This is a genomic window from Schaalia sp. ZJ405, from assembly GCF_011038885.2.
In the GTDB taxonomy this organism is placed as follows: domain Bacteria; phylum Actinomycetota; class Actinomycetes; order Actinomycetales; family Actinomycetaceae; genus Pauljensenia.
Genome location: NZ_CP064952.1, coordinates 99,151 through 125,224, shown reverse-complemented (window position 1 = coordinate 125,224; position 26,074 = coordinate 99,151). Strand labels below are relative to the sequence as shown.

23 protein-coding genes and 1 tRNA gene are annotated in these 26,074 nt (G+C 59.4%); 11 read left to right on the top strand and 13 right to left on the bottom strand.

Annotated elements, in window-relative coordinates; all coding sequences use genetic code 11:
* Nucleotides 1-87: 87 nt before the first annotated feature.
* A tRNA-Pro gene (locus G7Y41_RS00515) sits at nucleotides 88-161 on the top strand.
* Between the two features lie 310 nt (nucleotides 162-471).
* Nucleotides 472-1,614 carry a DUF308 domain-containing protein gene (locus G7Y41_RS00510; RefSeq protein ID WP_165315673.1) on the top strand — a complete coding sequence of 381 codons (1,143 nt, stop codon included), beginning with the start codon at nucleotides 472-474 and terminating at the stop codon, nucleotides 1,612-1,614.
* Between the two features lie 221 nt (nucleotides 1,615-1,835).
* Here the strand turns inward: G7Y41_RS00510 and hisC are convergent, their stop codons facing one another.
* Complete coding sequence (gene hisC / locus G7Y41_RS00505) at nucleotides 1,836-2,903, bottom strand: histidinol-phosphate transaminase (RefSeq protein ID WP_165315672.1); 1,068 nt, start codon at nucleotides 2,901-2,903, stop codon at nucleotides 1,836-1,838.
* A gap of 174 nt (nucleotides 2,904-3,077) precedes the next feature.
* Here hisC and G7Y41_RS00500 point away from each other — a divergent pair, with 174 nt between their 5' ends.
* A complete protein-coding gene (locus tag G7Y41_RS00500; protein WP_165217050.1) occupies nucleotides 3,078-3,461 on the top strand; it encodes a phage holin family protein in 384 nt (127 codons plus the stop codon).
* A gap of 256 nt (nucleotides 3,462-3,717) precedes the next feature.
* Here the strand turns inward: G7Y41_RS00500 and G7Y41_RS00495 are convergent, their stop codons facing one another.
* The 6 genes from G7Y41_RS00495 to G7Y41_RS00470 all read right to left on the bottom strand — a co-directional run bounded on the left by G7Y41_RS00495 (nucleotide 3,718) and on the right by G7Y41_RS00470 (nucleotide 8,913).
* The gene (locus tag G7Y41_RS00495; protein ID WP_231367316.1) at nucleotides 3,718-4,380 is read right to left on the bottom strand and encodes a TenA family protein; all 663 of its coding nucleotides are present in this window, start codon (nucleotides 4,378-4,380) and stop codon (nucleotides 3,718-3,720) included.
* Nucleotides 4,377-5,222: a bifunctional hydroxymethylpyrimidine kinase/phosphomethylpyrimidine kinase gene (gene thiD, locus G7Y41_RS00490; RefSeq protein ID WP_165217048.1), complete on the bottom strand. Its 846-nt coding sequence runs from the start codon at nucleotides 5,220-5,222 to the stop codon at nucleotides 4,377-4,379. The genes G7Y41_RS00495 and thiD overlap by 4 nt, the downstream gene beginning before the upstream one ends.
* Before the next feature lie 3 nt (nucleotides 5,223-5,225).
* Nucleotides 5,226-5,903 carry a thiamine phosphate synthase gene (gene thiE, locus G7Y41_RS00485; protein WP_231367315.1) on the bottom strand — a complete coding sequence of 226 codons (678 nt, stop codon included), beginning with the start codon at nucleotides 5,901-5,903 and terminating at the stop codon, nucleotides 5,226-5,228.
* Complete coding sequence (gene thiM, locus G7Y41_RS00480; protein WP_165315671.1) at nucleotides 5,900-6,700, bottom strand: hydroxyethylthiazole kinase; 801 nt, start codon at nucleotides 6,698-6,700, stop codon at nucleotides 5,900-5,902. Before thiM ends, thiE begins: the two co-directional genes overlap by 4 nt.
* Before the next feature lie 134 nt (nucleotides 6,701-6,834).
* The gene (locus G7Y41_RS00475) at nucleotides 6,835-8,595 is read right to left on the bottom strand and encodes an alpha/beta hydrolase family protein (protein WP_165315670.1); all 1,761 of its coding nucleotides are present in this window, start codon (nucleotides 8,593-8,595) and stop codon (nucleotides 6,835-6,837) included.
* A gap of 27 nt (nucleotides 8,596-8,622) precedes the next feature.
* Complete coding sequence (locus G7Y41_RS00470; protein ID WP_165315669.1) at nucleotides 8,623-8,913, bottom strand: hypothetical protein; 291 nt, start codon at nucleotides 8,911-8,913, stop codon at nucleotides 8,623-8,625.
* 176 nt (nucleotides 8,914-9,089) lie between these two features.
* Between G7Y41_RS00470 and G7Y41_RS00465 the strand changes: the two genes are divergently transcribed.
* The 7 genes from G7Y41_RS00465 (at nucleotide 9,090) to G7Y41_RS00435 (ending at nucleotide 17,547) form a co-directional block, all read left to right on the top strand.
* Nucleotides 9,090-9,992: a fructosamine kinase family protein gene (locus G7Y41_RS00465; protein ID WP_165315668.1), complete on the top strand. Its 903-nt coding sequence runs from the start codon at nucleotides 9,090-9,092 to the stop codon at nucleotides 9,990-9,992.
* Between the two features lie 59 nt (nucleotides 9,993-10,051).
* Nucleotides 10,052-11,524 (top strand): adenylosuccinate lyase, encoded by a 1,473-nt coding sequence (gene purB / locus G7Y41_RS00460; protein WP_165315667.1) that lies wholly within the window; start codon nucleotides 10,052-10,054, stop codon nucleotides 11,522-11,524.
* 30 nt (nucleotides 11,525-11,554) lie between these two features.
* Complete coding sequence (locus G7Y41_RS00455; protein ID WP_165315666.1) at nucleotides 11,555-13,141, top strand: alpha/beta hydrolase; 1,587 nt, start codon at nucleotides 11,555-11,557, stop codon at nucleotides 13,139-13,141.
* Complete coding sequence (locus G7Y41_RS00450; RefSeq protein WP_165217032.1) at nucleotides 13,138-13,740, top strand: pyridine nucleotide-disulfide oxidoreductase; 603 nt, start codon at nucleotides 13,138-13,140, stop codon at nucleotides 13,738-13,740. Before G7Y41_RS00455 ends, G7Y41_RS00450 begins: the two co-directional genes overlap by 4 nt.
* A gap of 145 nt (nucleotides 13,741-13,885) precedes the next feature.
* On the top strand, nucleotides 13,886-14,170 hold the full coding sequence (locus G7Y41_RS00445; protein ID WP_165217030.1) for a metal-sensitive transcriptional regulator: 285 nt from the start codon (nucleotides 13,886-13,888) through the stop codon (nucleotides 14,168-14,170).
* A gap of 69 nt (nucleotides 14,171-14,239) precedes the next feature.
* A complete protein-coding gene (locus tag G7Y41_RS00440; protein WP_165217028.1) occupies nucleotides 14,240-14,485 on the top strand; it encodes a heavy-metal-associated domain-containing protein in 246 nt (81 codons plus the stop codon).
* A 389-nt stretch (nucleotides 14,486-14,874) separates the two neighbouring features.
* Nucleotides 14,875-17,547 carry a heavy metal translocating P-type ATPase gene (locus G7Y41_RS00435; protein WP_165315665.1) on the top strand — a complete coding sequence of 891 codons (2,673 nt, stop codon included), beginning with the start codon at nucleotides 14,875-14,877 and terminating at the stop codon, nucleotides 17,545-17,547.
* On the opposite strand, the gene G7Y41_RS00430 is transcribed toward G7Y41_RS00435, so the two are convergent.
* The 3 genes from G7Y41_RS00430 to G7Y41_RS00420 form a co-directional block, all read right to left on the bottom strand.
* On the bottom strand, nucleotides 17,516-18,367 hold the full coding sequence (locus G7Y41_RS00430) for a glycosyltransferase family 2 protein (RefSeq protein ID WP_231367314.1): 852 nt from the start codon (nucleotides 18,365-18,367) through the stop codon (nucleotides 17,516-17,518). The genes G7Y41_RS00435 and G7Y41_RS00430 overlap by 32 nt on opposite strands.
* A gap of 105 nt (nucleotides 18,368-18,472) precedes the next feature.
* Nucleotides 18,473-19,354 (bottom strand): DUF5926 family protein, encoded by an 882-nt coding sequence (locus G7Y41_RS00425; RefSeq protein WP_165315664.1) that lies wholly within the window; start codon nucleotides 19,352-19,354, stop codon nucleotides 18,473-18,475.
* Between the two features lie 122 nt (nucleotides 19,355-19,476).
* Nucleotides 19,477-21,072, bottom strand: a complete 1,596-nt coding sequence (locus G7Y41_RS00420; protein WP_165217022.1) for a xylulokinase — start codon at nucleotides 21,070-21,072, stop codon at nucleotides 19,477-19,479.
* A 212-nt stretch (nucleotides 21,073-21,284) separates the two neighbouring features.
* Here G7Y41_RS00420 and G7Y41_RS00415 point away from each other — a divergent pair, with 212 nt between their 5' ends.
* Nucleotides 21,285-21,662, top strand: coding sequence for a winged helix-turn-helix transcriptional regulator (locus tag G7Y41_RS00415; protein WP_165217019.1), 378 nt, complete (start codon nucleotides 21,285-21,287; stop codon nucleotides 21,660-21,662).
* Nucleotides 21,663-21,728: 66 nt separating this feature from the next.
* On the opposite strand, the gene G7Y41_RS00410 is transcribed toward G7Y41_RS00415, so the two are convergent.
* From G7Y41_RS00410 to G7Y41_RS00400, 3 genes are all read right to left on the bottom strand, one after another.
* A complete protein-coding gene (locus G7Y41_RS00410; RefSeq protein ID WP_165315663.1) occupies nucleotides 21,729-23,069 on the bottom strand; it encodes an HAD hydrolase family protein in 1,341 nt (446 codons plus the stop codon).
* The gene (serS, locus tag G7Y41_RS00405) at nucleotides 23,053-24,324 is read right to left on the bottom strand and encodes a serine--tRNA ligase (protein ID WP_165217015.1); all 1,272 of its coding nucleotides are present in this window, start codon (nucleotides 24,322-24,324) and stop codon (nucleotides 23,053-23,055) included. The genes G7Y41_RS00410 and serS overlap by 17 nt, the downstream gene beginning before the upstream one ends.
* A gap of 291 nt (nucleotides 24,325-24,615) precedes the next feature.
* Nucleotides 24,616-26,019 carry an IS3 family transposase gene (locus G7Y41_RS00400; protein ID WP_231367313.1) on the bottom strand — a complete coding sequence of 468 codons (1,404 nt, stop codon included), beginning with the start codon at nucleotides 26,017-26,019 and terminating at the stop codon, nucleotides 24,616-24,618.
* Nucleotides 26,020-26,074 lie beyond the last annotated feature (55 nt).

Genomic DNA, 26,074 nt, shown 5'->3' with positions numbered 1-26,074 from the left:
AGAACACAGTGTGACGGATTCGGCATCGTCGGTGATGCTTCTTATTTTGGCTGTTGCGCTGTGCGTCGCTATACTCAAACGGTCGCACGGGGTGTGGCGCAGCTTGGTAGCGCGCTTCGTTCGGGACGAAGAGGTCGTGGGTTCAAATCCCGCCACCCCGACAAATTGGCCCGGAATCTCAACGTTTTGAGGTTCCGGGTCTGATTGTTTCCCCGAGCCTGACCGTGATGCACTGCGCGAGCTGATACAGAGGCCGCTATCTCCAGCCCGAACCTCCGCTGCCAATTCTCACGAGTTCTCTCCCGTCCCTCGTGTGGGCTCGCGCGCGGGCTGCGGACCCTCACGCTTGATGATCCGCACGCAGGACACTCTTCCCTCCCACATACGCCTACTGTAAAATTTTCAACGATTTGGGTCATTACTGACCCACCAATCACAGATTTCCATCACACATTTCAGCAGAGGAACACCATGACGAATCCCTACGGATCTCCTCCGTCCGATAACCCTTCGGATCCGACGGACTCAGCGCAGCCGACCGATCCGACAACGCAACTCCCCGAGCAGCAGCCCGGCGAGTTTGGTCAGCCGTACGCGCAGACAACACCCGAAAGCTCGGAAAGTCCCTACAGCGCACCCCGTGAGCAAGAGACCACGGCTTTGCCGCCGTACGACCAGCAGAGGGAAACCGCAGCGTATCCGTACGAGGCGCAGCCGGGCCCCTACGCAACCCCCGGCGGGCCCGGAATGCCCGGGGTTCCTGGGACTCCTGGGGTTCCCGGAATGCCTGGTCCGGCTGGCGCTGGGGCACCGAAAACGACAAACGTTGTCGGCATTATCGGCTTGGTTCTCGCAATCATCGGCGCAGTCATTTCCCTCATTCCCCTTGTGGCATTCATCGGCTGGATCCCACTCTTAGCTGGCCTCATCCTGGGAATCGTTGGGCTCTTCCTCAAGAATAAGAAACGCGGCACCGCAATCGCCGCCGTCATCATCGCGGTTCTTGGAACCATCATTGCCGTTGTCATCAACCTCGTATTCATCGGCAAGCTGGCCGAAACGACACACTTCGACTCCTCTCACCTGCCCATTCCCGGCATTGAACAGCACGACGACTCCTCCGATATGTTCGAGGACAGCGATGATGAATCGTCAACTCCGTCGAAGACTGCTGCCGGAGGTGTCGGAACATCGCGCGACAATCCAGCGCCGCTGGGAACGAAGATCTCCTCCGATGACTGGGAGGTCACCGTCAACAGCGTCAACCTCAACGCCACCGACACGATCCTCGCTTCCAATTCTTTCAATGAGCCACCAGCCGAAGGTGAAACATACATCCTCGTTAACCTGACAATCACCTACACCGGAGATGACCCTCAAGGAGAGATGCCTTTTACTGACGTCACCTACGTATCGGCAGAGGGCAAGAGCTTCAATACCTTCACGAAGTCCCTCCTATATCCCGAGCAGTTGGACACCGTGACAACAATGTACGAGGGCGGAAGCATTAGCGGTGACATTCCCATCGCTGTGACAGCAGCAGACGTTTCGAAGGGCGTGCTCGCGGTGGCTCCTGAATTCGGAGACACCAAGGTCTTTGTTGCCCTTCAGTAACAGACCGCGGCTGTTGAGCAGCCTGAGCACAGATCGAATACCAAGAGCACAGTCATTCAGCTCACCGTGGGCTGCCTGGGAAACACGTGAAACCGGGCAGCCCACGCGCATTTCACAAGGCGCTCCCCACATCCCGAGTCATCGTGTGAGAGGGATGGTGCGATCTCGCCCCGGCGCAGCCGAGACTTACCCCAGTCATCGTTGTAAGAGGGCGACGTCCATCATCTGTCTGAGCGACGAGCAGCGCAAGACTGCGCCGCCCGCAGAACACAGTCGTTGAGTTCACGTGTCCCCACCGTCACCCGTATCCCCTCAGGGAAGGGCCGAACCACAACTCCCTCACGGGCACACGCCGCCACAAACTCCTCGCCCTCGCCCATGAGCATGACGAAATTCGCCTGAGACTCGGGGACCACAAAGCCTAGACTTCGCAGTTCCTTGAGCATCCGGTGACGTTCGCCAATAATTGCGCGCGCCTGCGCGCGCACGTCCTCGTCCCCTTTGAGCGACGCCACGGCCGCCGCCTGAGCGACAGCGCTTACCCCAAACGGCACGAGGACCGCCTGAATCGCTCCGATGAGTTGCCGATGCCCAATGGCATAGCCCACGCGAACCCCCGCGAGTGCGTGAACCTTTGAGAAAGTTCGCATGACGAGAACATTCGGGAACTCCCCAATGAGCGGGATCGCTGACCTGATCGCAGGGTCATCCGCGAAGTCGATGTACGCCTCGTCCATGAGGATCAGTATGTTCGGCGGAACCTGACGGACAAATTCGTGGATCTCATCGAAAGACAGAGCGGGACCCGTCGGATTATTCGGTGTACACACGATGACGACCCGCGTTCGCTCCGTCAACGCCTCACGCATTGCGTGCAGATCAACCTGGCCGCTCTCGCGAAGAGGAACAAGGCGAGCCGTGGCGTGCGCCGCTGGTACGGCAATCGGATACGACTCGAACGACCGCCAGGGGAACACGACCTCGTCACCGTCGCAGCACACCGCCATGAGTGCGGCCATGAGGATTGCCGAGGAGCCGGTCCCTACACACACCTCGTCAGCGTCGACGCCGAAGCGTTGTGCCAATGCGCCGCGGAGTTCGGATGCCGTGAGATCGGGGTAACGGTTGACCTGTGCGAGAGCCTGTGATGCCGCGTCAATGATTGACTGATCCGGTGGCTGCGGCATTTCATTCGATGACAGTTTCACCGCTCCCTCACGGGCCCGGCCCGGAACATATCGGGGGAGATCGTCAACCTGCTGGCGAATCGGAACATTCATCTGCGACATACGACAGTCCTACCGCACGCACCCGCGTAACACCGAGCGTCTCTCACTCAGTGAACGTCCCCACCTCAGCATCGCGATGTTCTCAAATCGTCAAATACCGGGACTTTCGTCACATGCAACCCCCGTATCGTCTCCTCACCGAGCGCTTTTATACGGAATCTGTAACATTCAAGTATGGATTTCATTTTTCGACTCCTTGCAACAATGGCCGGACTCTGGGCCTCGACGATCCTCCCCGGTATTTCTTTCACCGGTGGATCCTTCCTCAACCGCTTCCTCATGCTCGCGGTTGTGGCACTGGTCTTCACGATCGTCAACTCCCTTGTCCGCCCGCTCGTCAACGTGCTGACCTTCCCGCTGTACATGCTGACCTTCGGGCTTTTTGCCCTCGTGACGAACGCACTGATGTTCATGCTCACGGGTTGGGTGGCGAGCTCTTTCAACATCCCCTTCGAGGTCAACGGATTCTGGCCCGCGCTCTTCGGTGCGATCATCGTTGCCGTCATCGCGTCCATCGTGTCGGGCATCCTCGGGGTGTCCAGCAAGGACAAGGAATAATTCCCACTCTCTCTTTTAGCCGGTGAGCCTGGCCTCTCCGGTTGACATGACACTCACGCGGCACACCCCTGATTTTGGGGTGTGCCGCGTATGTGTTGGCGCATATGGTGGACCGTATAGGCGCCGTTGAGCCTGGTCACTTCATCATCGTGGGGCAACGATGCCCTGTCAGATTGGCTTGAAAAGCGCGTTTGACCGCTCCTCATAGTCGCGCAGCGACAGACCCAACGAGAGATGACGGCTTAGCGCACCGACGCTAGACCGGCCACTCCTCTTGACGCCACGCAGCGTCCCAGAACATCCACTCGTAGCGCACCGCCTGTTGGAATACCTCGAACATGCGCTCACGCCCCCGAGGGGACGCTTCCTCGGCGAGGCGGTCAATGATTGCCCGCACTCTCAGTGTCTGCTCAGCAAACACCGGATCGCCGTACATTTCGATCCAGTCCCCATACGGATGATTCTCCAGATCGCAGGATGCCTCAAGGATCCGACGTCCCACGTCCTCGTATACCCAGAAGCACGGGAGAACGGAGGTTGCTGCGATCGCATAATCCTCGTTCAAGCACGCCAAGAGAAATGATGAATATGCGCGGCACGTCGGTGAGGCCTGCGCGCGTGCCGAGACATCGACGTGACTAGCATGCAAGGAGCGTTCGACCTCGATGGAGTCGGCTGCGCACTTCGACCAGAAAATCAGGTCGTCCGGTTCGTCTGCCTTCGCGCCCAAACCCGCGAGGGCGCGCCCGTAAGCACCCAGATACAGGGCGTCCTGCACCATGTAGTAGTTGAATGCCGAACGTTCAAGCGAGCCATCGGCCAGGGCCTGAACGAATGGAAGTGTATCGATGCGGTCGCGGATGTGAGAAGTCCGCTCCCACGCTTCCTCGGTGAAGGTCATGGGGTGATCGGCTGTCATTTCTCGTTCTCCTCGTGGTTGTGAGTTGCGGGGTGCGCAACGGACGCAGCAGCATCCCACAGCGCTGCGAAATGATTGACAGGACCGTGTCCCTGGCCGACGTTCAGGTCATCCGCTCGTTCAAGCGCACCCGTCAGGTAGTTCTTCGCGCGTTGCACCGCGTCGATCCATGACTCACTTTGCGGGCGCAGCGCCGCGATCGCCGACGAGAGTGTGCACCCTGTCCCGTGGGTGTTCTGCGTGGTCACGAGATGCCCGGTGACGAGGACGGGTCCGTCCTCGTCAATGAACACGTCCGTCGCGTCCGCATCCAGATGTCCCCCTTTGACAAGGGCACGCCGAACCCCTAGGTCGCGAAGCATGATGGCTTGATCAACGGCCTCGTCCACGCTCGTTGCCGGTTCAACGTTGAGGAGCGCTGCCGCTTCGGGAATGTTCGGGGTGATGAGGTCAGCCTGCGTACACAGATCCATGACGGCTGCGGTTGCATCCGGGTCAAGGAGCCGATCCCCGGATGTCGCAACCATGACGGGATCGAGGACGGTGTACGTGAGGGACGGAAAGTATTCGCCAACAAGATGAGCGAGCTCCGCCGTGGCTAACATCCCAATTTTCGTCGCATCGGGAGTGATATCCGCCAAAAGCGTGTCCATCTGCTGACGCACAAAGTCCACAGGGATGACGTGCACGTCAGTGACTCCCTGTGTCGACTGAGCTGTCAGCGCCGTAATGACACTCATGGCGTAAGCGCCGTTCGCGCTCATTGCCTTGAGGTCGGCTTGGATTCCTGCTCCACCGCTGGGGTCTGAACCCGCGATCGACAGGGTCTTCACACGTGTCATTTCTCAGTCTCCCTGCTGCATGGACCATGCGTTGAAGAAATCTGCGGCCGCTGCGGCAGGGTCATCGGCCGCACAGATCGCCGACACAACGGCAACCCCGTTCACGCCTGCTCGGGCGAGAGGGGCAACATCATCAACCTGTACTCCTCCGATTACGCACGACGGCATTCCGACAATTTCTGCGAGGCGCTGACACCCCTGATAGCCCAGGACTTCGGGGGTATCCGTTTTTGTTGACGTGGTTCGCAGGACCGACAGACCCACGTGATCCGCTGCGCCTTCCTCGCGAGCAACTCGCGCTTCGTCCTCGGTTCCAACCGAAAGCCCAAGATAGGCGTCATCTCCGATGAGCTGACGGACAATTCGAGCGGGCAGATCCGCCTGACCGACGTGAACCCCGGCAACGGGAACACCCAGGGCCTTCGCTGCCAGGTAGACATCCACGCGATCATTGACGAGGACGGGCACGCGGGTTCCGACCGCCCGCGCGACGTCGCATACATCATCGAGGAATGGTCCACCATCTGTTGTTTTCGCGCGCAGCTGGACGCATGTTGCTCCGCCGTCAACCGCCCGAATGACAGTGTCAAGGACGCTCCGACCTGCGCTAGCGCAGAGGTCCTCGTCGGTGACGAGGTAGCACCGTAGATCGGGGGCTGGTCGCTGATGTTCGTGCATCATGACAGGGGAATCCGGTCGAGATCATCTGCGCGCAGAAGATACAGTGCGTCGAGGAAGCGGGAGCTGAAAGTTCCCGGTCCCTTCGCCTGCGCTGCTGCAATTTCTGCTGCCGCGGAATATGCGACGTGGGCCGCTGCAACAGCATCGCCATCCGTCAATCCGTGTGCGCGTCCCGCACCGATGAATGCGGCGATGACTGCGCCCAGCGCACATCCCCCGCCAGTGACCCGGGTGAGCATCTCGGATCCACCTCCGACATGGACCACTGCGTTGGCGGTGATCACTGCGTCCGTTGGACCGGAGATTGCGACAACACTGCCGTAGGTTGCGGCAAGCTCACGCCCCGCATCGAGCGCGGATTCAACATCGTCGGCGCTCTCGACACCGCGTCCACCTGCGCCTGTGCCCGCGAGCGCCATGATTTCCGAAGCGTTTCCACGAATCGCCGTCGGTTTCAGTTCGAGGAGCGCGCGGGCGGTGGCTGTGCGGTGCTTGAGTACGCCGACGGCGACGGGGTCGAGGACCCAGGGAACACCGGCATCATTGGCTGCTTGAGCTGCTTCGATTGCCGCTTCGCGTTGCTCGGGGGTGGGCGTGCCGAGGTTGATGAGCAGTCCTGTGGCAATTGAGGCAAATGGGCCGGCCTCGCCAACAATGTCAACCATTGCGGGGGCTGCGCCCAGGGCGAGAAGAATGTTGGCCGTGAAGTTCGTTACCACGGAGTTCGTGATGCAGGAGACCAGCGGACTCGTGTCTTTTACGGCGGTTAATGCGGATTGTGCAGTCGCGTGGTTCATCGTGCGACATCCCTTCGTCAGAATGATCTGGACAGGTTCGACGGGTGTGTTCTCAGCCGGTGGCACCCCGTGTCACGCCGGTCACAGTACCACCGCTTGGGTGTCTTTAGAAATTCAAGTCTTCTTTTCGACGGTTACGGTTTGTGATCCGTCGGGATCATGCGGCGCGTATCGAACACGTACGCCGTTGTTTCCGTGTCGTGAGTCAAGCCCAGTGTCTGACGTCGGTGTTCCTGCCATTCATGGACCTCACCGAGTTCTTTCGGCCCAGAACTGGACCCATTCTGGCCGTCCTGGTTTTCGATCCGCTCCATGAGGGTGCGATACACACTCATGTCATGAGCAAATCGAGGTTTTCCGCTTGGTCCTGTCAGCCCCAACTCGTTTCCATCGAAACTCACCGTCATCGACCCTGGACCGTGCTGGTTGGACACGCCATCGAGGGATGGAACGATGTCACGTGTGTTCTCCAGGCTGAGCATGTTGACGCCCGGTGCAGTGGTGAAACCTCCGGTTGGGGATCCGGCAGTGAGGACACTGGTCACTCGGTAGTTGCGAACGACCTGCGGATCACTGGCAAGCTGAGCGGCGATAATTCCCCCTTGCGAATGTCCAACAATTTCCACAGCTTCCCCCGCTTTGATTCCGGCCATCGTCATTGCGGTCCGCACGGCCTTGCATTGCTCGGAGTCTTCATGCGCGACTCCTTGAAGATTGGACAGCATGTCCTGCGGATTGCTTGATCCAACGGACCAGCTTTGTGTTCCGCGAATAACTACGGACCACGAGGTGCGTTTTCCTCCCGTCGCAGTTGGGGTGGAATGTTTGAGAATTTTTATCTGGCCACTTTCCCCTCCTTCTCGTAGACCGGAGAGTTCGCCCAGTAGCTGCGATGGCCTAGTCGGCGTTGGCGTGCGTGCTGGTTGTGTCGGCGTTGGTAGTCTGCCGAGCGCTTTGCCCGCGTCTTGTGTGCCGATCTGCGCTCCGCTTGGTAAGCGTTCAAGTCCCGCTTTTCCAAACATCGACAACACGGTGAACGCTCCAAGCCTGTCACCGGGCATCACCGTCACCCGCGTCGACCGTTTCTCCTTTTCGGTTGGTGCCACCGCTGTTTGCCGGATGATTCGTCCCGCCTGGCCGCGGGTTCCTGTAGAGACAACAACCCCACCGGATGGGCCGTAGATGAGCGCTCCCAGTCCCAGGGACCATGCGGCTGCAAGTTCGGCGGGCACCGATGTTCCCCGAGTCTGGGCTGTGCGAGCGTCAATTGATGGACTCCATGCCCCATCGGCGATGCGTTGAGCAAAGGCCTCAATGTCGAACTGAGCGCGAAGACCGGTGAGCCCATCACCCCGGCCCGTCGCACACTCAAGTGATGAGGCGATGATGGAGCGGTATCCGCTTGCAGTTGATGCCACCGGATTGGTCACATAGTCAACAACAGCGTTGGGAATCCACGTCAATCCCCAACGATTCTTCGCGGCATTCAGCCGGTTCGCAAAGTAAAGCGTTCCCATCCCCGTGGTCCACAACCCTCCCTTCCCGGGGTGAAACGCACGCCATGCGTACTCGAATCGGCGGGCATTTCCTTCTGCCGCGACGTACACCATAGCCGCGTATTCCACGCAGTCACACAGCGCGTCGATCCGTACTCTGGTTTCCTCAACCCTCATACAGAGGTCGTCAATTCGACGCATCAGCCTCGCCGTTTCTTCGGGTGCCCAGCGCGCATACATTTCTGACCCGTCCCGCGCATTTTCCAGAATGAGTCTGACGTCATCGAGAATGCGTGCCTGGTGCCGCAGCTGCCGACACGCAGTGACGAGGGCGTTCGTATCCACTTCGGTACGTGAGGAAACGACGACGAGGCGCGTCAACCCATCGGACCCGTCCATTGCTCCTGTCCTTCCGACATTGACCTCTTACCATCCGGGATGAAGAAATCCCCATCCGATCGCGCGAAGATCCCCGCTGACAATGGCCCTCTGTTGTGCCTCGTGGGAGGCGGTATGTGCAATGGAATGCACAACCCGTGCTGATGCCAAGGAATCGAGACTGCGGGCAATGCTGAGCCGAATCCCATTGAGCTCATCGCGTGCCGCGTCCGCCGCCGCGGATTTCCAGCCGTCGAATGTTTGTGCTCCGATATCCCCTTCGACGTTGCTCAGTGTTTCACAAGCGATGGACAGGTCGATCCCAACGTCATCATCCACGACAACTCCTCCTTGTTTCCCCAGAGATTCACGCCATGCGTTCCGATGGGTCCCTACGGTAGGAAGACGCGCCGAGGGTCACCACGAGAGTTGCGCTCTCTGTGGATACAGATGGCCCCTGATGACATCCTGTGGATACGGTTGAGGTGCGGGATGTCGAATGAAAGGGGGTGGCGATGACTACGCGAACAAAACGCTCAACCGATCCGTCGAAGATCTCCCATGAGGTCCACGGTCTTCGCTGGCTTGCCGCGGCGCGAGAGGACATGGGAGAGGATGCGGCGCGCGTCGTCACCGTCCTCGATTCCGGGGACACGTGGCTGACCGAAGAGGAACTGCCCAGCACACGCCCCACAACGACAGCCGCAGATGACTTCGGACGAGCGCTTGCCGTCACCCACGCATCCGGGGCATCGCATTGGGGAGCACCACCTCCCAGGCATATCGGGGACGGGTGGATGGGTCAAGCTCCGCTGTCACTTCCCTCAGATCCTCACGCGTCTCCAGCGTCGTGGGGAGAGTTCTACGCGAAGGAACGCCTGAGCCCCTACCTTGAATCACCGACATTCACGGCGGAGGAAATCCGTGACATCCTGCGCCTAGGCGATGTCCTGGCCTCGGGAATCTATGACCATCCCCAACCGGCGCTCGTCGAGCAGCGAATCGCTCAGTCGGTGCGCACCAACCCTCCCCCCTCCACCAGCTCCCAACCCTCTTCCAGCTCCGCGAAGACCAGCGCCGTCGACTCACCGGCAGCCTCAAACTCGTGCGATATCCGCGTTGCCCGCACACACGGTGATCTCTGGTCCGGCAATATCATGTGGACACCTCTAGGTGGCGTGCTCATCGACCCGGCAGCACAGGGAGGTCATGCCGAAGAAGATCTTGCGGCCCTGACGGTTTTCGGATGTCCATTCGTGGATCGCATTTACGCGGCCTACTCCGAAGTCTCACCTCTTGCGGATGGATGGCAAGACCGCATTGCACTCCACCGGCTCCACATTCTCATGGTTCATTGCTTCCTTTTCGGTCGCGCTTATGTGCCCGAAACCCTCGCGATCGTGCGTCGTTTCATGTGATACACGCAATTCCTGACATGACCGTGGTCTTCCCGGGCAAATCTGGGATGATGAAGGGTATGAGCGCTCATCCATCGTCCCTGTTCTCCCCATCCCACGGCTATACCGATCTGGCATCGGGAGGCGAACCCCTGTCTCCACTTGACGGACGCTACCGCGCGGCCGCCGCCCCATTGGCAAATTACCTCTCGGAGGCTGGGCTTAATCGCGCCCGCGTTCACGTGGAAATCGAATGGCTCATTCATCTTCTTGATCACCGGGTCCTCCCCGGTGCTCCCACGTTGAGTGACGATGAGCGTGACTATCTTCGCCAGCTTCCCCGCTCCTTTGATTCTTCAACGATTGCAGCCCTCGCATCCTTCGAATCGGTCACCAAGCACGACGTCAAAGCCGTCGAGTATCTCATTGGCGACCACCTGGAGAAGGCGGCGTCCGTCCTCGGCCCCGATTCTGTTTTGCCGAAGCTACGCGAGGTCGTCCACATTTTCTGCACATCCGAGGACATCAACAATCTGGCATACGCACTCACCATTCAGGCTGCGGTCACACAGGTGTGGCTTCCTGCGGCCCGCGAATTCCTCAGCCGTCTCACCCGCCTGGCAAAGGAGGGCGCGGACATTCCGATGCTGGCTCACACTCATGGACAGCCGGCAACCCCCGTGACAATGGGCAAGGAAATGGCTGTGTTCGCACATCGTTTCCAACGCCAGATTCGCCGTATCGAACGCGCGGAATATCTGGGGAAGATCAATGGGGCAACCGGCACCTGGGCTGCCCACGTCGTCTCCGTTCCCGGCGCGGATTGGCCAGCGATTTCTCGCGATTTCGTTGAAGGGCTTGGCCTCACGTGGAATCCACTGACCACGCAGATCGAGTCGCACGACTGGCAGGCGGAACTGTACGCAGATGTCGCCCGCGCAGGTCGGGTGGCACACAACGTTGCCACAGACTGCTGGACCTACATTTCGATGGGGTATTTCCATCAGAATCTCGCAGCTCAGGGGTCAACGGGGTCGTCAACAATGCCGCACAAGGTCAACCCCATCCGTTTTGAGAATGCCGAAGCGAACCTTGAGGTTTCCGCAGCCCTCTTTGATTCACTGGCATCAACGCTCGTCACATCACGTATGCAGCGAGATCTGACAGATTCAACAACGCAGCGCAACATTGGTGTTGCATTCGGCCACGCAATTCTCGCATTCGACAACCTTGTTCGAGGTCTCGACGGTGTTGACATCAACGCCGAACGTATGGCCGAGGATCTTGAGCGCAACTGGGCGGTGCTTGGCGAGGCCGTGCAGCAGGCGATGCGTGCGGCGGCAATCGCGGGAGCTACGGGCATGGCGAACCCCTATGAACGCCTCAAGGAGCTCACCCGCGGCCATGAGGTTGGCGAGGCCGAAATGCGCGATTTCATCTCAGGTCTGGGTCTTCCCACTGACGTCAAAGAACACCTCTTGGCGCTCACTCCCGCAACGTACATCGGTTTGGCCCCGTCGATCGCTCATTGGGTGGAGGGCGCTAACGAGTAGCCTGCGCGCGGTAACGGTGGGGAGGAACGCATGCGTCGACGGAGAATGAGGCGTCGCTATTACGCGCCGCGTCGGGTTCCCCACGCGTTTCCACCCGCGTATGTCCGCCTCAAGCTGATTCCGCTTGTCCCTTCACTTGTTGCCACGGGGTTAGTTGGGCTACTCAGTCAGCTTCAGGACCTTCCTCCGTCGATCCGCAGCGCCGCTCAGCAGCGCTCAGAGTCGATGGGCGAGGAGATTTCCCAGAGTTCGCAGCGTTTGTTCTTCGACGAACCGGGGTTGGATACGCTGGTGGTGCGCAGTCTGGGGCGTGCGGCCGCAGGAATCGCTCATCTTGGACGCGCCTGGTTTCGCACGCGCCTGGTGACTCATGCCGATGATCGTGACCGCGCCCTCGAAGCCCTTTCCCGCATCCCGGCACGCGGCTATGAGGCCCTCATGGTGGGGATGCTCGCTGTTGGACACGCCGTCGGGGCGATGCGTGCAAGTGACGTTCACGTTCATCTTCTTCGGGATTCCCAAGCGAATCCACCGATGCAGCCCCCGGCTCCTGGACATCCGAAAGCACACTTGAGGCGCACGGGGGTGCCGGGGTCCCTCAGCGCCATGTGCGCCGACATCGACGAGATGTACTGGTCGATGACAATGGGTCAGACGGTGAAAATTTCCCGAGTAGGAAGTCGTGGAACACGTCGATGGATCGCTTCGATACCGGGAACCTCTCACCTGGAGTTCACCTCGAATGCGAACCCCGCGGATATGGAGTCAAACATTCGTGAGGTTCTTGGTCTCCCCTCGGCGATCCGTCTGGGTGTCATCGCGGCCCTCCATGAAGCGATGCGCCTTGATGGGATTGACGAGGACGAGTGGGCTCGCGAACCCGTTCTTCTTTGCGGGCATTCTCAAGCCGGTTTGCTTGCCGTGTCGCTGGCTTCCCTTCCTCCTGAGCAGGCGGGAGTCAATGTTGAAGCGGTGTTGACGGTTGGGGCTCCGGCACGCCGTTTTCGCACTCGTCCAGATGTCACGGTTCTTGCGGTCGCTCACGATCAGGACGTTATTCCAGCGATGGATGGGTCTCCCGACCGGACTCCCGATCAGCGGGTCACCATTGGACGCAGGCTCGTGCGCCCTCGAACCAATCCTCTCTACTACGCTCATTCGTCGGCGACCTACACGGAGACTGTGCGCCAGCTCGAGCGGAAGGTCAGCGTTGTTCCGTGGGGTCGCGTTGGTCGGGCCGTGGCCGCGTTGCAGGATTTTCTTCCGCAGGAGCACGAGGATTCTCGGGTGTTCTATTTTGAGATTTGGCAGGATGTTCGCGAGGGCGTCCCTATGGATCCGTGGGAGGCTTTCATGAGGGCGACTCGTGAAAACGCGGTCGAACCTGTCTCATACCCGTACGACTTTTCACCGACTCCGCTTCGTCCGCCTGGGTGGTGGAAGGAGTTCTCCACTGTGTTCCCTGCATTTTCACAGGTCTTTCCCCCATCCTTTGCACAGTCCCTGGCCGGTCGGATCCGTTCCTTACGTAAGGGACGCCAGGGAGCCGAAGACCAGGGGGATGCGTCAATGCGACACACGACGATTCCACGACAGAAAGTAGAGGATCAACGGTGAGTGATTCGAACATTCCGGGACGGTCGTGGTGGCACGGTCGTCGGATGATCATTGCGCCCGCTCCGTCGAGGAGGCTGGGGGGAACTCCTTCGGGGAAGTCGGGTCTGGTGATACGGCATCCGGTCATTATTGGTGCGCTCGGGGTTGGTGCGCTGGGGGCGGGTCTTGCTTTTCATGCGCTCCGCCCTTCTCATCGTCAGGGCCGGTCGGCTCGCTTCCAGGCTGCGGTTGAGTCCGCGTGCGTTGGGCTGACTCCTCTTGTTCCCGAGGTTGTTGTCGATGTCGGTGAGGGGTTTGGCAAGCCCGCGTTGGTCACGGTTGATCTCGTTGTTGATTCGACGGGGGACGAGGACGTCGACGCCCATGCACGACAGCTCCTTGATGCCGCCGCTAGCGCGGTGTGGAATAACCGGGAGATTTCACCGGTGTCGGTGCGTGCGCGGGTGCTGACGGCCCAGGGCGAACGCAATAGTGCCGACCGACGGGTTCGTGAGCTGGTGTCTATGGAGGCTTTGGGTTTTCCCGATGATATTGCCCGCCCGTCGGAGTTATTTGAGATCTATGGGCCACCCGCATCAGATCCTCAGTGGCGCCCATAAGGGGGGATGTTCCCCGCTGCCAGGGTCGATGCTCGGCCAGCCAGCGGTTCCCATTGGAGACGGAACTCTTGACAGAGATACCCCCTAGGGGTATGGTCAATAGTGTCTCAAGACCACATCTACGGGCGCAGGAAGGAGGGATCGCATGGCACACGGTTACTCGGCGTCAACGGACCGCTACGTTGCACGCCTTCGCCGAATCGAAGGGCAGATTCGCGGAATCCAACGGATGATTGACGGCGAAGAGTACTGCATCGACATCCTCACACAGGTGTCCGCAGCCCAGTCCGCACTCGACTCCGTTGCCATCGGACTCCTTCAGGACCATATGAGTCACTGCATTGTCGACGCAGCGAAGAAATCTGATGTCGACGCGCAAGAAAAGATCGAGGAAGCGACCCGCGCAATCGCACGACTCGTCAAGTCATAGCGTCGCAGGCGACATCACCACCTTCTTGAGAAGAACGACATCTTGACACACCAACGACAGGAGCACACGATGTCTGTTGAATTCGACCGCACAATTGAACTATCTGTTGATGGGATGACCTGCGGACATTGCGTCATGTCCGTAACCGAAGAACTCAAAGAAGTTCCCGGTGTCCAAAATGTTGATGTCATCTTGAACTCGGGCGCCACCTCTAAGGTCACCGTTGTCACCAACACCCCCATTGAGGACGATGCCCTTCGCGACGCCGTCAGTGAAGCCGGATACGAACTCGTGGGGATTACCCGAGACTTCTAGACACCCCTGGGGCATGTCGTTGACCTCAGCGACACCCCCGCAGACCACCTCCGCTTTCGTGGCTCAGCCGCTACGCAGCAACTGTCATTGCTCCGCACGAGCACAAGCTGACAACGCAGGTCGTCCGCAATTGTCCTTGGCCGCTGAAGGGTCCTCTCAACGATCACCGCGGCTGCATACAGCATGGCGCATGCGTCATTCGCACATGCAGCACGCCGCACAGCCAATGTCGTCAATGAGCACCTCACAGTCGACCTCTCCCTCGTATCGCCGAGCTTGAGCGACTTGCCTGCGCGCAACCCGCTCATCCGACGCCCACTATCTCGCCAGGCGGCAAGATCACGGAACTGGGCGCCCAAGCTCCGCGGCATGACAAGCGAAAGTTTCCCATGCCGACGTCGTCTTCCCATCTCCAAGCATCCGCCAACACTCCAGGCCACACGCCCTCGTCCCTCGACCACTCACCCGCCTCCTCCAGCACCCACAGCTCAGCTGAAAACACCGTCACCGCCTATGGGACGTCCCGACCGACCGAGGTCGGCGAAGGTGCTCGCCGCCACGCTGAAGAACTCAAGCGCCGCCTCGCTATTGCAGCCCCTCTGGGCATTGCTGTCATGGTGATCTCAATGGTCCCCGCGTTCCAATTCATCGGCTGGCAGTGGGTTGTTGCAGCGCTGTCCCTCCCGGTTGTCACATGGGGCGCATGGCCTTTCCATTCGGCAGCATTCATGGCTATCCGCCACGGGTCAACAACGATGGACACGCTGGTTTCATTGGGCGTTATCGCATCGACGCTGTGGAGCTGGTGGGCGTTGATTGCCACAGATGCCGGCACACTTGGAATGACGATGCACATGTCGCTCCTGCCACGCGCAGATGCCCACAGCGGCCACGCGGAGATCTACTTCGAGGGGGCGTGCATGATTGTTGTTTTCCTCCTCGCTGGCCGGTGGATGGAAGCGCGCGCCCGCTACCGTGCGGGTGACGCACTCCGTTCACTCTTAGAGCTCGGGGCAAAGGAAGCAACCGTCCTGACAGCCGATCCCCTCACAAACACGCAGGTCGAACGCAGAGTCCCCGCTGAGGATCTGCGCGTCGGTGATCGCATTCTTGTTCGCCCGGGAGAAAAGGTCGCCACCGATGGCGTAGTCGAATCGGGCAATTCATCCCTGGATACGTCACTCCTGACCGGCGAGTCAATCCCGGTGGATGTCAGTGGTGGTGACGAGGTGACCGGCGCGACGATGAACACGTGGGGGACTCTGACGATTCGCGTCACCCGCGTTGGTTCTGATACGACTCTTGCGCAGATTGGCCGCATGGTCACTGATGCTCAGGCGGGTAAAGCCCCTGTTCAGCGGTTGGCTGACCGAATCTCCAGCGTTTTCGTTCCCGTGGTGATCGCAGTTGCCCTGGCGACTGCGATCGGCTGGTTATTTGTCGGAGCGTCGGTTCAGACTGCCGTGACCAGTGCCGTCGCCGTCCTCGTTGTTGCGTGTCCGTGCGCGCTCGGTTTGGCAACCCCCACCGCGCTTCTTGTGGGTTCGGGGCGTGCAAGCCAGCTCGGCATCGTCATCAAGTCCGCTGAGATCCTCGAGCAGACCCGTCGTATTGACACAATCGTCCTGGACAAAACGGGCACCGTGACGACCGGCAAAATGGCTCTTGAATCCGTGGTCACCGACGCTGACTCCTGCGCGTCGTCCTCGATGAACGAGGACGACGTGCTCGTCCTCGTCGCCGGAGCTGAGGCTCCTTCCGAACATCCTCTTGCCCGGGCAATCGTCGCCGGAGCTGCGACACGGGGGGTTCGTCCCATAGCGGTTACCGGCTTCACCAACCACGCTGGTCTCGGCGTGTCCGCACTCGTGCCGGGGGCCAGCACTTCCGGATCTGATTTGATCCTCGTTGGTCGGCTTTCATGGCTTCAGGGTCTGGGCACACGCATCCCCGACTCGCTCGAACGCGCGGTGGCCAACGCCCAAAGCTCCGGTGCCAGTGCCGTTGTCGCTGCCGTTGTTCACGGGTGGGAAGATTCCGTTTCTCAGCCCTTAGTCTCAGTGTCCCTTGACGAGGACGAGGCCGATCGCTTCGCACCTCAGTCACCGGCACCCGCGGACCTCAACTCGGTGTTTGATCCAGCTCCTGTGGCGACGATCACGATGAATGTTCACGGGATGACGTGTGCGTCGTGCGTCAACCGGGTTGAGCGCAAACTGGGAAAACTTCAGGGTGTTTCAGCGTCGGTGAACCTCGCAACCGAATCGGCGGTGATTACGCTGACTGAGCCGCACACAGACGAGGAGCTCGAAGCCATTGTTGCCAAGGCCGGCTATTCGGGACGAGTTCTTCAACGGGTCGAAAGTTCAGCGTCTGCACAAGATGTTGATTCCGACGGTCACAAGGCAGGCTCGTCCTCGTCACCCCACATCGAGGGTGAGCAGTCGAGCGACGCCACCGGAATCCGTGTCCTCCCTGCATCTCTTGACGAGGCTCACGCAGTTGCCGTTCTCGTCGTGCGCGACTCGGTGAAGCCGTCGTCCGCGGAGGCAATGAAACAGCTTGTCGCACTGGGAATCGAGCCCGTGCTGCTCACAGGCGACAATTCCGAAGCCGCGCATGACGTTGCGCAGCACGTGGGGATCGAACGTGTTATCGCCCAGGTCATGCCTGATGAAAAACGCGATGTCATCGCACAGCTTCAGGGCGAGGGACGCGTCGTCGCAATGGTCGGAGACGGAGTTAATGATGCCGCAGCACTAGCTCAGGCCAGCGTCAAGGGCTTGGGCATCGCGATGGGATCCGGAACGGATGTGGCAATCGAGGTTGCTGACATTACCCTGGTCAATTCGGATCTGACGAGTGCGGCTGCGGCGATGAGAATTTCTCGAGCGACACTGCGCATCATCAAGGAAAACCTATTCTGGGCGTTCTTCTACAACGTTCTCATGGTGCCGTTGGCAATCGCTGGGATGCTCACACCGATGATCGCCTCCGCGGCGATGGCGTGCTCCTCGATCTTTGTTGTGCTCAATTCGTTGCGTTTACGGCGCGCTCACTAGCGTTGCGTTCACTTGCTGGACGCGGATACGGCGTCCCGATCCCCTGGGTATAGCCGGGAGCGCACAATGACTGAATCTCAGCTCGACGTGAACGCCTCAACCTGCGGCGTGCCGCCGCGATCAGCGAGTCCGTTAGACGTGCCGGCCGATTGAGGTCTCCGATGCGTTTGTCGGCACCTGAGTGAACAAAACTGCATGGCACCTCAACGGCAGATAGGCCCGCTTCAAGGATGTCGATCGTCATCGCAACTTCGAGGCCGTACCCCTGCATGAATGGCATCGCCACTGAGATCGCTTCACGAGTGACGCACCTCTGCGATGAGAGGGGATTGAAACTTTCCCAGCCGGTGGCCCGAAAAATTGCGGAACGAGCAACACGCTGGGCATGGCCGGTGCGGAGCGTTGATTCGGAGTGCGGAAGGACCGCGGTCGCACAATCTGCTTGACCGGAGGTCACCGCTTGAACGAGGAGTGTCGCTTCAACCGCCGATTCGCCCAGATCCGCAGAAAGGATGAGCAGGTGCCTGGGTGGCCAGTCGGCACGATCACGCATCGCCGCAACTTTGACTCCGGTTTCAATCGCGGAGGCACGGCCACGGTACACGCTGTGACGCACAACGACGGCTCCTGCGGCGCGGGCGGCGCGTCCCGTGTCGTCCTCGGACCCGTCGTCTACGACGATGAGGAGGTCAACACCGGGGATTGCCCGACAGGAGCGTACGGTGGTCGCCACGTCGTGCCCGACGTTGTGGGCAGGAATCACCGCCGCCACACGCTGAGGAGCCTGAGAACCCACCGTTGTTCCACCCACAGTTACCACAACTGACAGCCTAGTGGGTTTACCCGAAGAGCGTGGGTAGGCTACGCCTATCGGACGAGGCGGATTTTCAGTCCCTTGCGCAACTGCGCAATCGGGTGGTTACTCTTAGCGGATCGTCACCTGGCGGGACACCATTCCAGCGCGGATGCGGCGTTCGTCGTCACTGAGAGGATCGGTGAGAGCCAGGGCCTCATCGAGGCGTTTGGCGAACGCTTGCGCTTCGGGTGCGACGTCTGCGGCTGAGACTCCCTCGCCGAGCTCGAATACGGGAATCGCGATTCCCAGGGCGCGGAATGCTCCAACGAAACGTGAGCCCTCGCCAACATTCGCGGTTCCTTGAGCTCCAAGACGTGCGAGGCCGTTAAAGAGGGCCGATTCGTCGATGTCGGTGACGTAGCGAACGAAGTTGCGGTTCATTGAGCACCAGTACATGCCCTCAACGTCGGCAACCGCTTCGGTTGGGATGATGTCGGCGCGGTTCTCTTCGAGGGCTCGACACGTGTCCGCGTCAATTTCTTCGGTCGGGTCAAACCAGAACCCAAAGTCATCGGTGATGTCCAGGTCCCCAAAACCTTCGGGGTCGAGGATGTCTTGGAGCCGCTCAGAGGGCTCGCGGACATCGATGTCGACGATTCCTTCGGTTCCCGCTTTCTGCGCGGCGATCGCTGCGAGAACAGCTGCTCCCACGTCGTGGGATAGGTCGCCGGAATTAAAGCGTGTCTGCAAGGCAACGAGGACGCGGCCGTCTGAGCGAACCATAGCGGCGCGCCCATCCGGAAGGAGCGTCACAAGGTCACATTCGATCCCCCCGTGCTCAGGAGTTGTGCGCGCGGACATGATGGCCGCGGGGATGATCTCGCGCATGGCGACAAGCTCAACTTCTTTCGTCATGCCCTCGAAAGGACGGGCAACGAAAGGGATCGGCGCACGATAGGCCTTGAGTTTCGCTGGATCGGTGACTTTTTTACGACGGCTTGCTTTTCCCATACGCGCCATCGTAGCGGGTCTACGGCTCTTCACGGGATTCGTGGAACCCACTGTGGAACACGATCGGAGGAAGGGCCTCACACCGAGCGGATCCTCGCGCCGGCGTCACCTCTCTTTTCAGTTCAGGAATTCTCACCTGCGCTCTGAACAGCAGGCAATGCCTGACGGTAGCGCTCAAGGAAGCGATTGTATGCGTCATGATCCTCAGGTGTTGAATCGATAACCGTCGCCTCGGCCTCGGCAAAGACCTTGGCGGTCAGGTAGTCCGGAAGAGTTTCTCCCTGGTCTTTTGCAGTGAGGTAGCGAGCGAGAACCGCGATGCCCCACGCGCCACCTTCGCCGGCGGTCGCGCCAACCGACACGGGGATGCCAAGGGAATCGGCGAGGATTTTCTGCGCAACTCCCGGAGTCTTGAAGAGACCTCCGTGCGCGAAGAGCTTGTCCAGGGCAACTCCTTCGGAGTCGAGAATGTCAACGCCGATGCGGACGGCTGCGAAGATACTCATGAGCTGCACGCGGATCGCATTCGCTAGGGAGAAGTCGGCGTCTGGGGTGTGCGTGAACAGTGGGCGCGCTGCCGTCAGGCCAATGAGCGGTTCGGCTGACAGCGTGTTGTAGGCCAGCAGGCCACCGCCATCTGCCGCCCCCTCCATCGCGTGGAAGTACAGCGCGTCGTAGATCTTTGGCAGGGGCATATCAATGCCCGCAAGCTCGGCAAACTTTGCGAACATCTCAACCCAGGCATCAATCTCGGATGCGCCGTTATTCGAATGGACCATCGCGACGGGTGACCCATCGGGCGTTGTCACCATGTCGATTTCGGTGTGGAGATTCTTCAGTGCCTTTTCAAGGACAACCATGAGGAACACAGAGGTGCCGCACGAGATATTTCCGGTGCGCTGAGCGACGGAGTTCGTTGCCACCATGCCCGTACCCGCGTCTCCTTCGGGCGGGCACATCGGGATTCCCGATGTCAGTGTTCCCGTGGGGTCCAGGAGCAATGCACCTTCGGGCGTGAGGGTTCCCGCGTCTTCTCCGGCCACGAGCACCGTGGGTAGCAGGTCACGGAGCGCCCACGAGAAGCCGTGGTGTGCAACGAGGGCGTCGTAGGCTGCAACGCGGCTTTGGTCATAATCTCCGGTTGTCGAATCGATGGGGAACATACCGGAAGCGTCACCAACGCCCAGGACGTGGCGACCGGTGAGCTGTTCATGCACCCAGCCGGCAAGTGTGTTGATGGATGCGACCTTCGTGACGTGCTCATCGCCGTCGAGAACGCACTGGTGGAGGTGAGCGATCGACCAGCGCAGAGGAATGTTGAACTTAAAGGTATCAATGAGTTCATCCGCCGCCTGTGCTGTGTTGGTATTACGCCAGGTACGGAACGGAACCAGTTGTTTCCCTTCGGCATCGAATGCGAGGTATCCGTGCATCATCGCAGACACACCGATCGAGCCGTACGTGGTCGGTGTGACACCGTATTTTTCAACGATATTGGCAACCAGCGAGGCGTAGGCATCTTGGAGTCCCTCGCGAACGGCGTCAAGAGTGTAGGACCACAGACCATCGACAAGTTGGTTCTCCCACGAGTGACCACCCGAAGCAATGGGTTGATGATCCGGCCCAATGAGCACGGCCTTGATTCGAGTGGATCCGAATTCGATTCCCAGCGCGGTGTCGCCGGATTCGATCGCTGCGCGAACGTCGATCTGAGTCATGAGTCCTCCACGGTGTCGTCGTCGACTTTGGCGGCACCCCTGCCGCTTCTATGTCCACCGTACACCGCGTGACCGGCATCTTCAGTTGCATCTGGGAAATCCGAGCGGGCGTTCACCGCCTAAGGGTGAACGTTCACACTTATGCGTGTCATCGCTGTGGCATCGCGGCCTGCGAAATATCACAAGATCCGTCCGCAACACTTCGCCGCAAGATGCGTCAAACCCCGCTCGTCCTCGTTAATGATGAACGAGGACGAGCGTGCACGTCATCATGCCGAGGCGACGGAGAAACGCGTATTCCGGTGCGCAGGATTCTCGGCCTCGCCAAAGGTCCTCGCCGCTTCAACGACCTGCGCCATGCGGTCGGTGGAGTCACCCCCAAAGTCCTCACACAAACTCTGCGTGCGCTCGAACGCGACGGGCTCATCTCCCGCGACGAAATTCCCGGAGTCCCCCCGCAGGTAACCTACGCTTTAACTGACCTTGGGCACACGGTGATCACACCGCTCGATGCACTGCGTACCTGGGCCCAAGACAACACCGAGTCGGTGCTGCGAAACCGGGAGACCTACGACATCCGCATCACGTAGCTCCCCGCCAACGTCAACGCGGACCTTCCCAGAGGTCTGCCATCCCCTCGCTTCGCCCAGGTCTCGTCACATACACACGCTGCGCCGGAGAATCGCCTCAATCACCGCTCCAGCACCATCATTCTCAACCGCACCCGTCACGTGGTCGCCGTGTACGCGCACCTCGTCGTTCGCACCACCCATGACAACACCAAAATTTGCCCAGCGGATCATGGAAATATCATTCGTTCCATCCCCCACAGCAACCGTTCCCTCATGAGGAACCCCCAGCTGCTGCGCAAGAACCTCCAGACCCGAATCCTTCGTTACACCCTTGGGGAGAATGTCCGCCCACGACGTCCACCCCACCGAACACTCCCACGAATCCTTCACACCCAATCGAGTCAGTTCACCATCGAACTGCCTGCGAGTCAGCTCCGGCTGGCGAATAATGAGCTTAATCGCCGGCGTCGCGCGTAATTCCTCCACGGAAACAACCCTGTGGGCCTCAATGAGTTCCCCCGGCGGAAAATCCTCCGACAACACATATCCGCCTAAAGTTTCCACACCCACGCGAAGCCCCGGGATTCCCTCCACAAGAAGATCAATGAGCGTCGCAGGCTCGAAATACATCGGATCATTAACGAGGACGGACGCGCCGTTTCTCCCAAGTCGCCTTTCCCACGCGCCTCGGGTCTGCGCATCGTCAATCCCCAGGCGATGCTGACCTCCACCAACGACCCCATCCCTCGCAGCGCCTAGCGTTCCACCACGCACTGCCTGACCGACTACCGCTTCGTCGACAACATCGCCAACGCGCAGGCGAAGCGCCCCATTCGAACAGACAACGGACATATTCCTCGCATCGAGGTCTTCAAGCACAGGAATCGTGGCACCCAAAGAACGACCCGTTGCAATGACGACATGGATCCCCGCATCCGTCGCCGCATCAAGCGTCTCCCGGACCCGCGTGGAAATTCCCTCACCCGTCAGAATCGTCCCATCCAAGTCCAACGCCACCATGATCCGGCGTGGATCCCGAGGAAGATCCGTGGGAAGAGCCTCCCGAACGCGCGCAACAAGCACGTCAAAATCAATCGGAGCCTCACCCGACGGAGGCGGCGACGTCATTGATCGGATAATGACGTCCTCACGTTCGGACGGTCGAACCACTTCGACGCGAGCCTCGCCGCCAGTTCCGGTATCACCCCCACCTGAGGGGATCCCCGCAGATGAACCGGGTGAGAACTGGCCTATGGCACCCTCGACCGAAGACTGAGCACCCCTCAGACCCGGAAACCCAACCCGCGGCACCGTGGCACTCACAGGCGAAAGTGCGCGCTCGTCCTCGTTCATCAACGAAGCAACCTGAGAAGCAGGCGCAGACCCGCGAGGAGTTGCGCCCAGAGGATCAGTGGGTTGGCTCAAGGACCTCAAGCCCACCCAGGTAGGGACGCATCGCCTCGGGAACGCGCACCGACCCATCCTTCTGCTGATGATTCTCGAATAGGGCAACAATCCACCGCGTCGTCGCCAACGTGCCGTTCAGCGTTGCCACCGGATGCATCTGACCATCGCGGCGCTCACGGATACCCAAGCGACGAGCCTGGAACGTCGTGCAATTCGACGTCGACGTCACCTCCATCCACCGGTTCTGCGTGGGAAGCCACGCCTCACAATCAAACTTACGCGCCGCGGACGTCCCCAAATCACCGGCCGCCGTATCAATGACACGGTAGGGAAGCTCAACCTTGCGGAGCATCTCTTCCTCCCAGGCAAGAAAACGCTCATGCTCCTGAGCAGCATCCTCGGGACGGGCATAGGAAAACATTTCCGCCTTATTGAACTGGTGGACACGAATAATGCCGCGCGTGTCTTTGCCCGCAGACCCCGCTTCACGGCGATAGCACGTCGACCACCCCAGATAGCGTTTCGGCCCGCCGGACAGATCGAGGATCTCCTCTGCGTGATAGCCCGCCAGCGCAACCTCGGACGTGCCCGTGAGATAGAGGTCATCGGCAGGCAGATAATAAATCTCATCCGAATGCTCGTTGAGGAAGCCCGTGCCTCCCATAACTGCGGGAGTGACCAGCGTCGGCGTCATCATCGGAGTGAAGCCGTTCTCAATCGCCTGATCCATCGCCATCGTCATCAACGCAAGCTCAAAACGCGCGCCCAAGCCCTTGAGGTAATAGAAACGCGCGCCCGACACCTTCGCGCCGCGCTTCGTGTCGATCGCATCCAAGCCCTCACCCAATGCAAGATGATCCTGCGGCTCGAAACCCTCCGCCGCAAAATCACGCGGAGCCGGGCCCTCGTGACGCAGAACAACGTAGTCTTCCTCGCCACCTGTGGGCGCACCCTCAATGATGTTGGGGAGCAATCGCGCAAGACGGTCAGCCTCGGCGCTGAGATCGTTGGAACGAGCCTCAGCCTTCTTCACTTCCTCGGCCAGCTCCTTCGCTTTGGCGAGGATCGCCGGGCGTTCCTCCGTCGAAGCCTTCCCCACAGACTTCGACACCTCTTTTTGGGTGGCACGCAGCGACTCAAACTCCTTGAGCGCCTCACGGCGGGCAGCATCCGCCTCGATAATCCGATCCACTAAGCCTTCATCAGCGCCTCGCGCACGCTGAGAGGCACGGGCCGGTTCGGGGTTTTCACGCAGAGCACGCACATCAATCATGAGGCCATTCTAAGCGGGTAAACGTTAGGGCGGCACTTTGCTGCCCATCGCGGTCCAAAAGACGCAGAATGCATGTGCAACCCAAGCTCCGGAACCCTCTCCCATATTCGCGTTGAAACAGCTGCGTCTTCGTTGCATAAGTGATAACGTAGGCCTTGACTGATTCTCAGTAAGTTCCGACTCGTTAGCGGAACTGAATGCTCCACCGGGCCGCCTTTTCAAGGCGGCCCGGTATTTTGCCTATAGGGGGTTATTGGCCAAAGCGTGTTGGTTTGGACTGAACCCTGTTTGTTAGACAGCGAGTTCGTATTGTTGTCGGTATTTTAGTGGGCTGGTGTGTAGTCGGCTGACGATTCGTTGGGTGTTTGACCAGTGGATGTATTCGGTGATGATTCGTCGCAGACTTGCTTGTCCGGCGCGTGTGCCTGTGGAGAGTCCAAGCTCGATTTTTAGTCGGGCGAAGAAGGCTTCTGCTGGCGAGTTATCCAGACAGTTTCCTTTCCGAGACATTGACTGTCGTACACCTAAGGTTTGCAGGAGCTTGCGGTAGTCTTCAGAAAAGTATTGGCGCCCTTGATCGGTATGAATGATCGTTTCACGCAGATTCCTTGTTTTGCTGTAGTCACGAACCATCCCTGTGACAAGAGCAGAGTCTGGGGAGGTACTCAAACGCCATGCCACTACTTCATTGTTGAACAGATCAGTCAATGGTGAAAGGTAGTACCAGGTTCCACCCCACTTAATCTGTGTAATGTCTGTGACGAGACATCGCCCAGGCTTTGAGGCACTAAAGCGGCGTTGTAAACGGTTGGGAATACACGCAAGTGTTCCTGCGAAAGACCTATAGTGTTTGCGTTTGGGCTGGGCTCCTTGTAACCCGACACGGCGCATCAGACGTGCAACCTTCTTATGGTTCATGCAACGCCCTTGATGAGTCCCAAAACCAATGCGTATCAGGTCGGTGAGGCGCCGATACCCATAACGCCCATGAGCATAGGCATATGCTTCTTGGACTAGCTCTAGATCAGCATCTATCCGACAGGCATTCTTCAACGCCCAGTAGTACGTTGAACGGGCCAGTCCAACAATCCGACAAAGTCTTGATACTCGATGGTGTGCTTTAAGGGTTGTGACCAAGCGGATCAAGAACGCTTGCCACGTGTCAGTCTCCTCCCTCAAAGCGCAAGATTTTTCCAAGATCTCCACATGCAACGCGTCAAGTTGTTGACGCTTGGCATCACAAGTTGCTTGCTGCTTGGCGGACTCGATGTGTTGACGAACTTCAGCTAACCACTTACCCCACTGGCTAATCCCCATTCCAGCCTTTTGAGCCCGAACAACCCGCCCACCTGCCGCTCGCGCTCTTTGTTCATAATCAATCATATGTTGACGCTCCAACCACCGCCCAAACAACGCTGGATACGAAGCTGAAGGCAACTTAAACTCGCGAGCTAAGTCCGACGCACTCTCACCATCAAGCCAACGTGATCCAACTTCTGTTTTCAATTCTATGGGCCACGTACGAAACGACGGGACTTTTCGCGCGTGTTCGATACCATGCACATCAGCTTCTCGACAATAACGACGCGCAGTTTCATACGCTACCCCAGCCAAACGCGCGCAATCACTAATAGAAACCCCTTTGGCATACAAACGCAGCACCTTCAAGCGCCGCTCCTTACTCCTCTGACTCATAACAGTCCCTTCACATCAGCACTGTCCAACCACAGGGGTTCAGTCCAGTTTTGGG

What these genes read in the sequence shown, in the direction of transcription:
- G7Y41_RS00510 (WP_165315673.1), top strand. Translation starts at nt 472, where the DNA reads ATGACGAATCCCTACGGATCTCCTCCGTCCGATAACCCTTCGGATCCG.
- hisC (WP_165315672.1), bottom strand. Translation starts at nt 2,903, where the DNA reads ATGTCGCAGATGAATGTTCCGATTCGCCAGCAGGTTGACGATCTCCCC.
- G7Y41_RS00500 (WP_165217050.1), top strand. Translation starts at nt 3,078, where the DNA reads ATGGATTTCATTTTTCGACTCCTTGCAACAATGGCCGGACTCTGGGCC.
- G7Y41_RS00495 (WP_231367316.1), bottom strand. Translation starts at nt 4,380, where the DNA reads ATGACAGCCGATCACCCCATGACCTTCACCGAGGAAGCGTGGGAGCGG.
- thiD (WP_165217048.1), bottom strand. Translation starts at nt 5,222, where the DNA reads ATGACACGTGTGAAGACCCTGTCGATCGCGGGTTCAGACCCCAGCGGT.
- thiE (WP_231367315.1), bottom strand. Translation starts at nt 5,903, where the DNA reads ATGATGCACGAACATCAGCGACCAGCCCCCGATCTACGGTGCTACCTC.
- thiM (WP_165315671.1), bottom strand. Translation starts at nt 6,700, where the DNA reads ATGAACCACGCGACTGCACAATCCGCATTAACCGCCGTAAAAGACACG.
- G7Y41_RS00475 (WP_165315670.1), bottom strand. Translation starts at nt 8,595, where the DNA reads ATGGACGGGTCCGATGGGTTGACGCGCCTCGTCGTCGTTTCCTCACGT.
- G7Y41_RS00465 (WP_165315668.1), top strand. Translation starts at nt 9,090, where the DNA reads ATGACTACGCGAACAAAACGCTCAACCGATCCGTCGAAGATCTCCCAT.
- purB (WP_165315667.1), top strand. Translation starts at nt 10,052, where the DNA reads ATGAGCGCTCATCCATCGTCCCTGTTCTCCCCATCCCACGGCTATACC.
- G7Y41_RS00455 (WP_165315666.1), top strand. Translation starts at nt 11,555, where the DNA reads ATGCGTCGACGGAGAATGAGGCGTCGCTATTACGCGCCGCGTCGGGTT.
- G7Y41_RS00445 (WP_165217030.1), top strand. Translation starts at nt 13,886, where the DNA reads ATGGCACACGGTTACTCGGCGTCAACGGACCGCTACGTTGCACGCCTT.
- G7Y41_RS00440 (WP_165217028.1), top strand. Translation starts at nt 14,240, where the DNA reads ATGTCTGTTGAATTCGACCGCACAATTGAACTATCTGTTGATGGGATG.
- G7Y41_RS00435 (WP_165315665.1), top strand. Translation starts at nt 14,875, where the DNA reads ATGCCGACGTCGTCTTCCCATCTCCAAGCATCCGCCAACACTCCAGGC.
- G7Y41_RS00425 (WP_165315664.1), bottom strand. Translation starts at nt 19,354, where the DNA reads ATGGGAAAAGCAAGCCGTCGTAAAAAAGTCACCGATCCAGCGAAACTC.
- G7Y41_RS00420 (WP_165217022.1), bottom strand. Translation starts at nt 21,072, where the DNA reads ATGACTCAGATCGACGTTCGCGCAGCGATCGAATCCGGCGACACCGCG.
- G7Y41_RS00415 (WP_165217019.1), top strand. Translation starts at nt 21,285, where the DNA reads ATGCGTCAAACCCCGCTCGTCCTCGTTAATGATGAACGAGGACGAGCG.
- serS (WP_165217015.1), bottom strand. Translation starts at nt 24,324, where the DNA reads ATGATTGATGTGCGTGCTCTGCGTGAAAACCCCGAACCGGCCCGTGCC.
- G7Y41_RS00400 (WP_231367313.1), bottom strand. Translation starts at nt 26,019, where the DNA reads ATGAGTCAGAGGAGTAAGGAGCGGCGCTTGAAGGTGCTGCGTTTGTAT.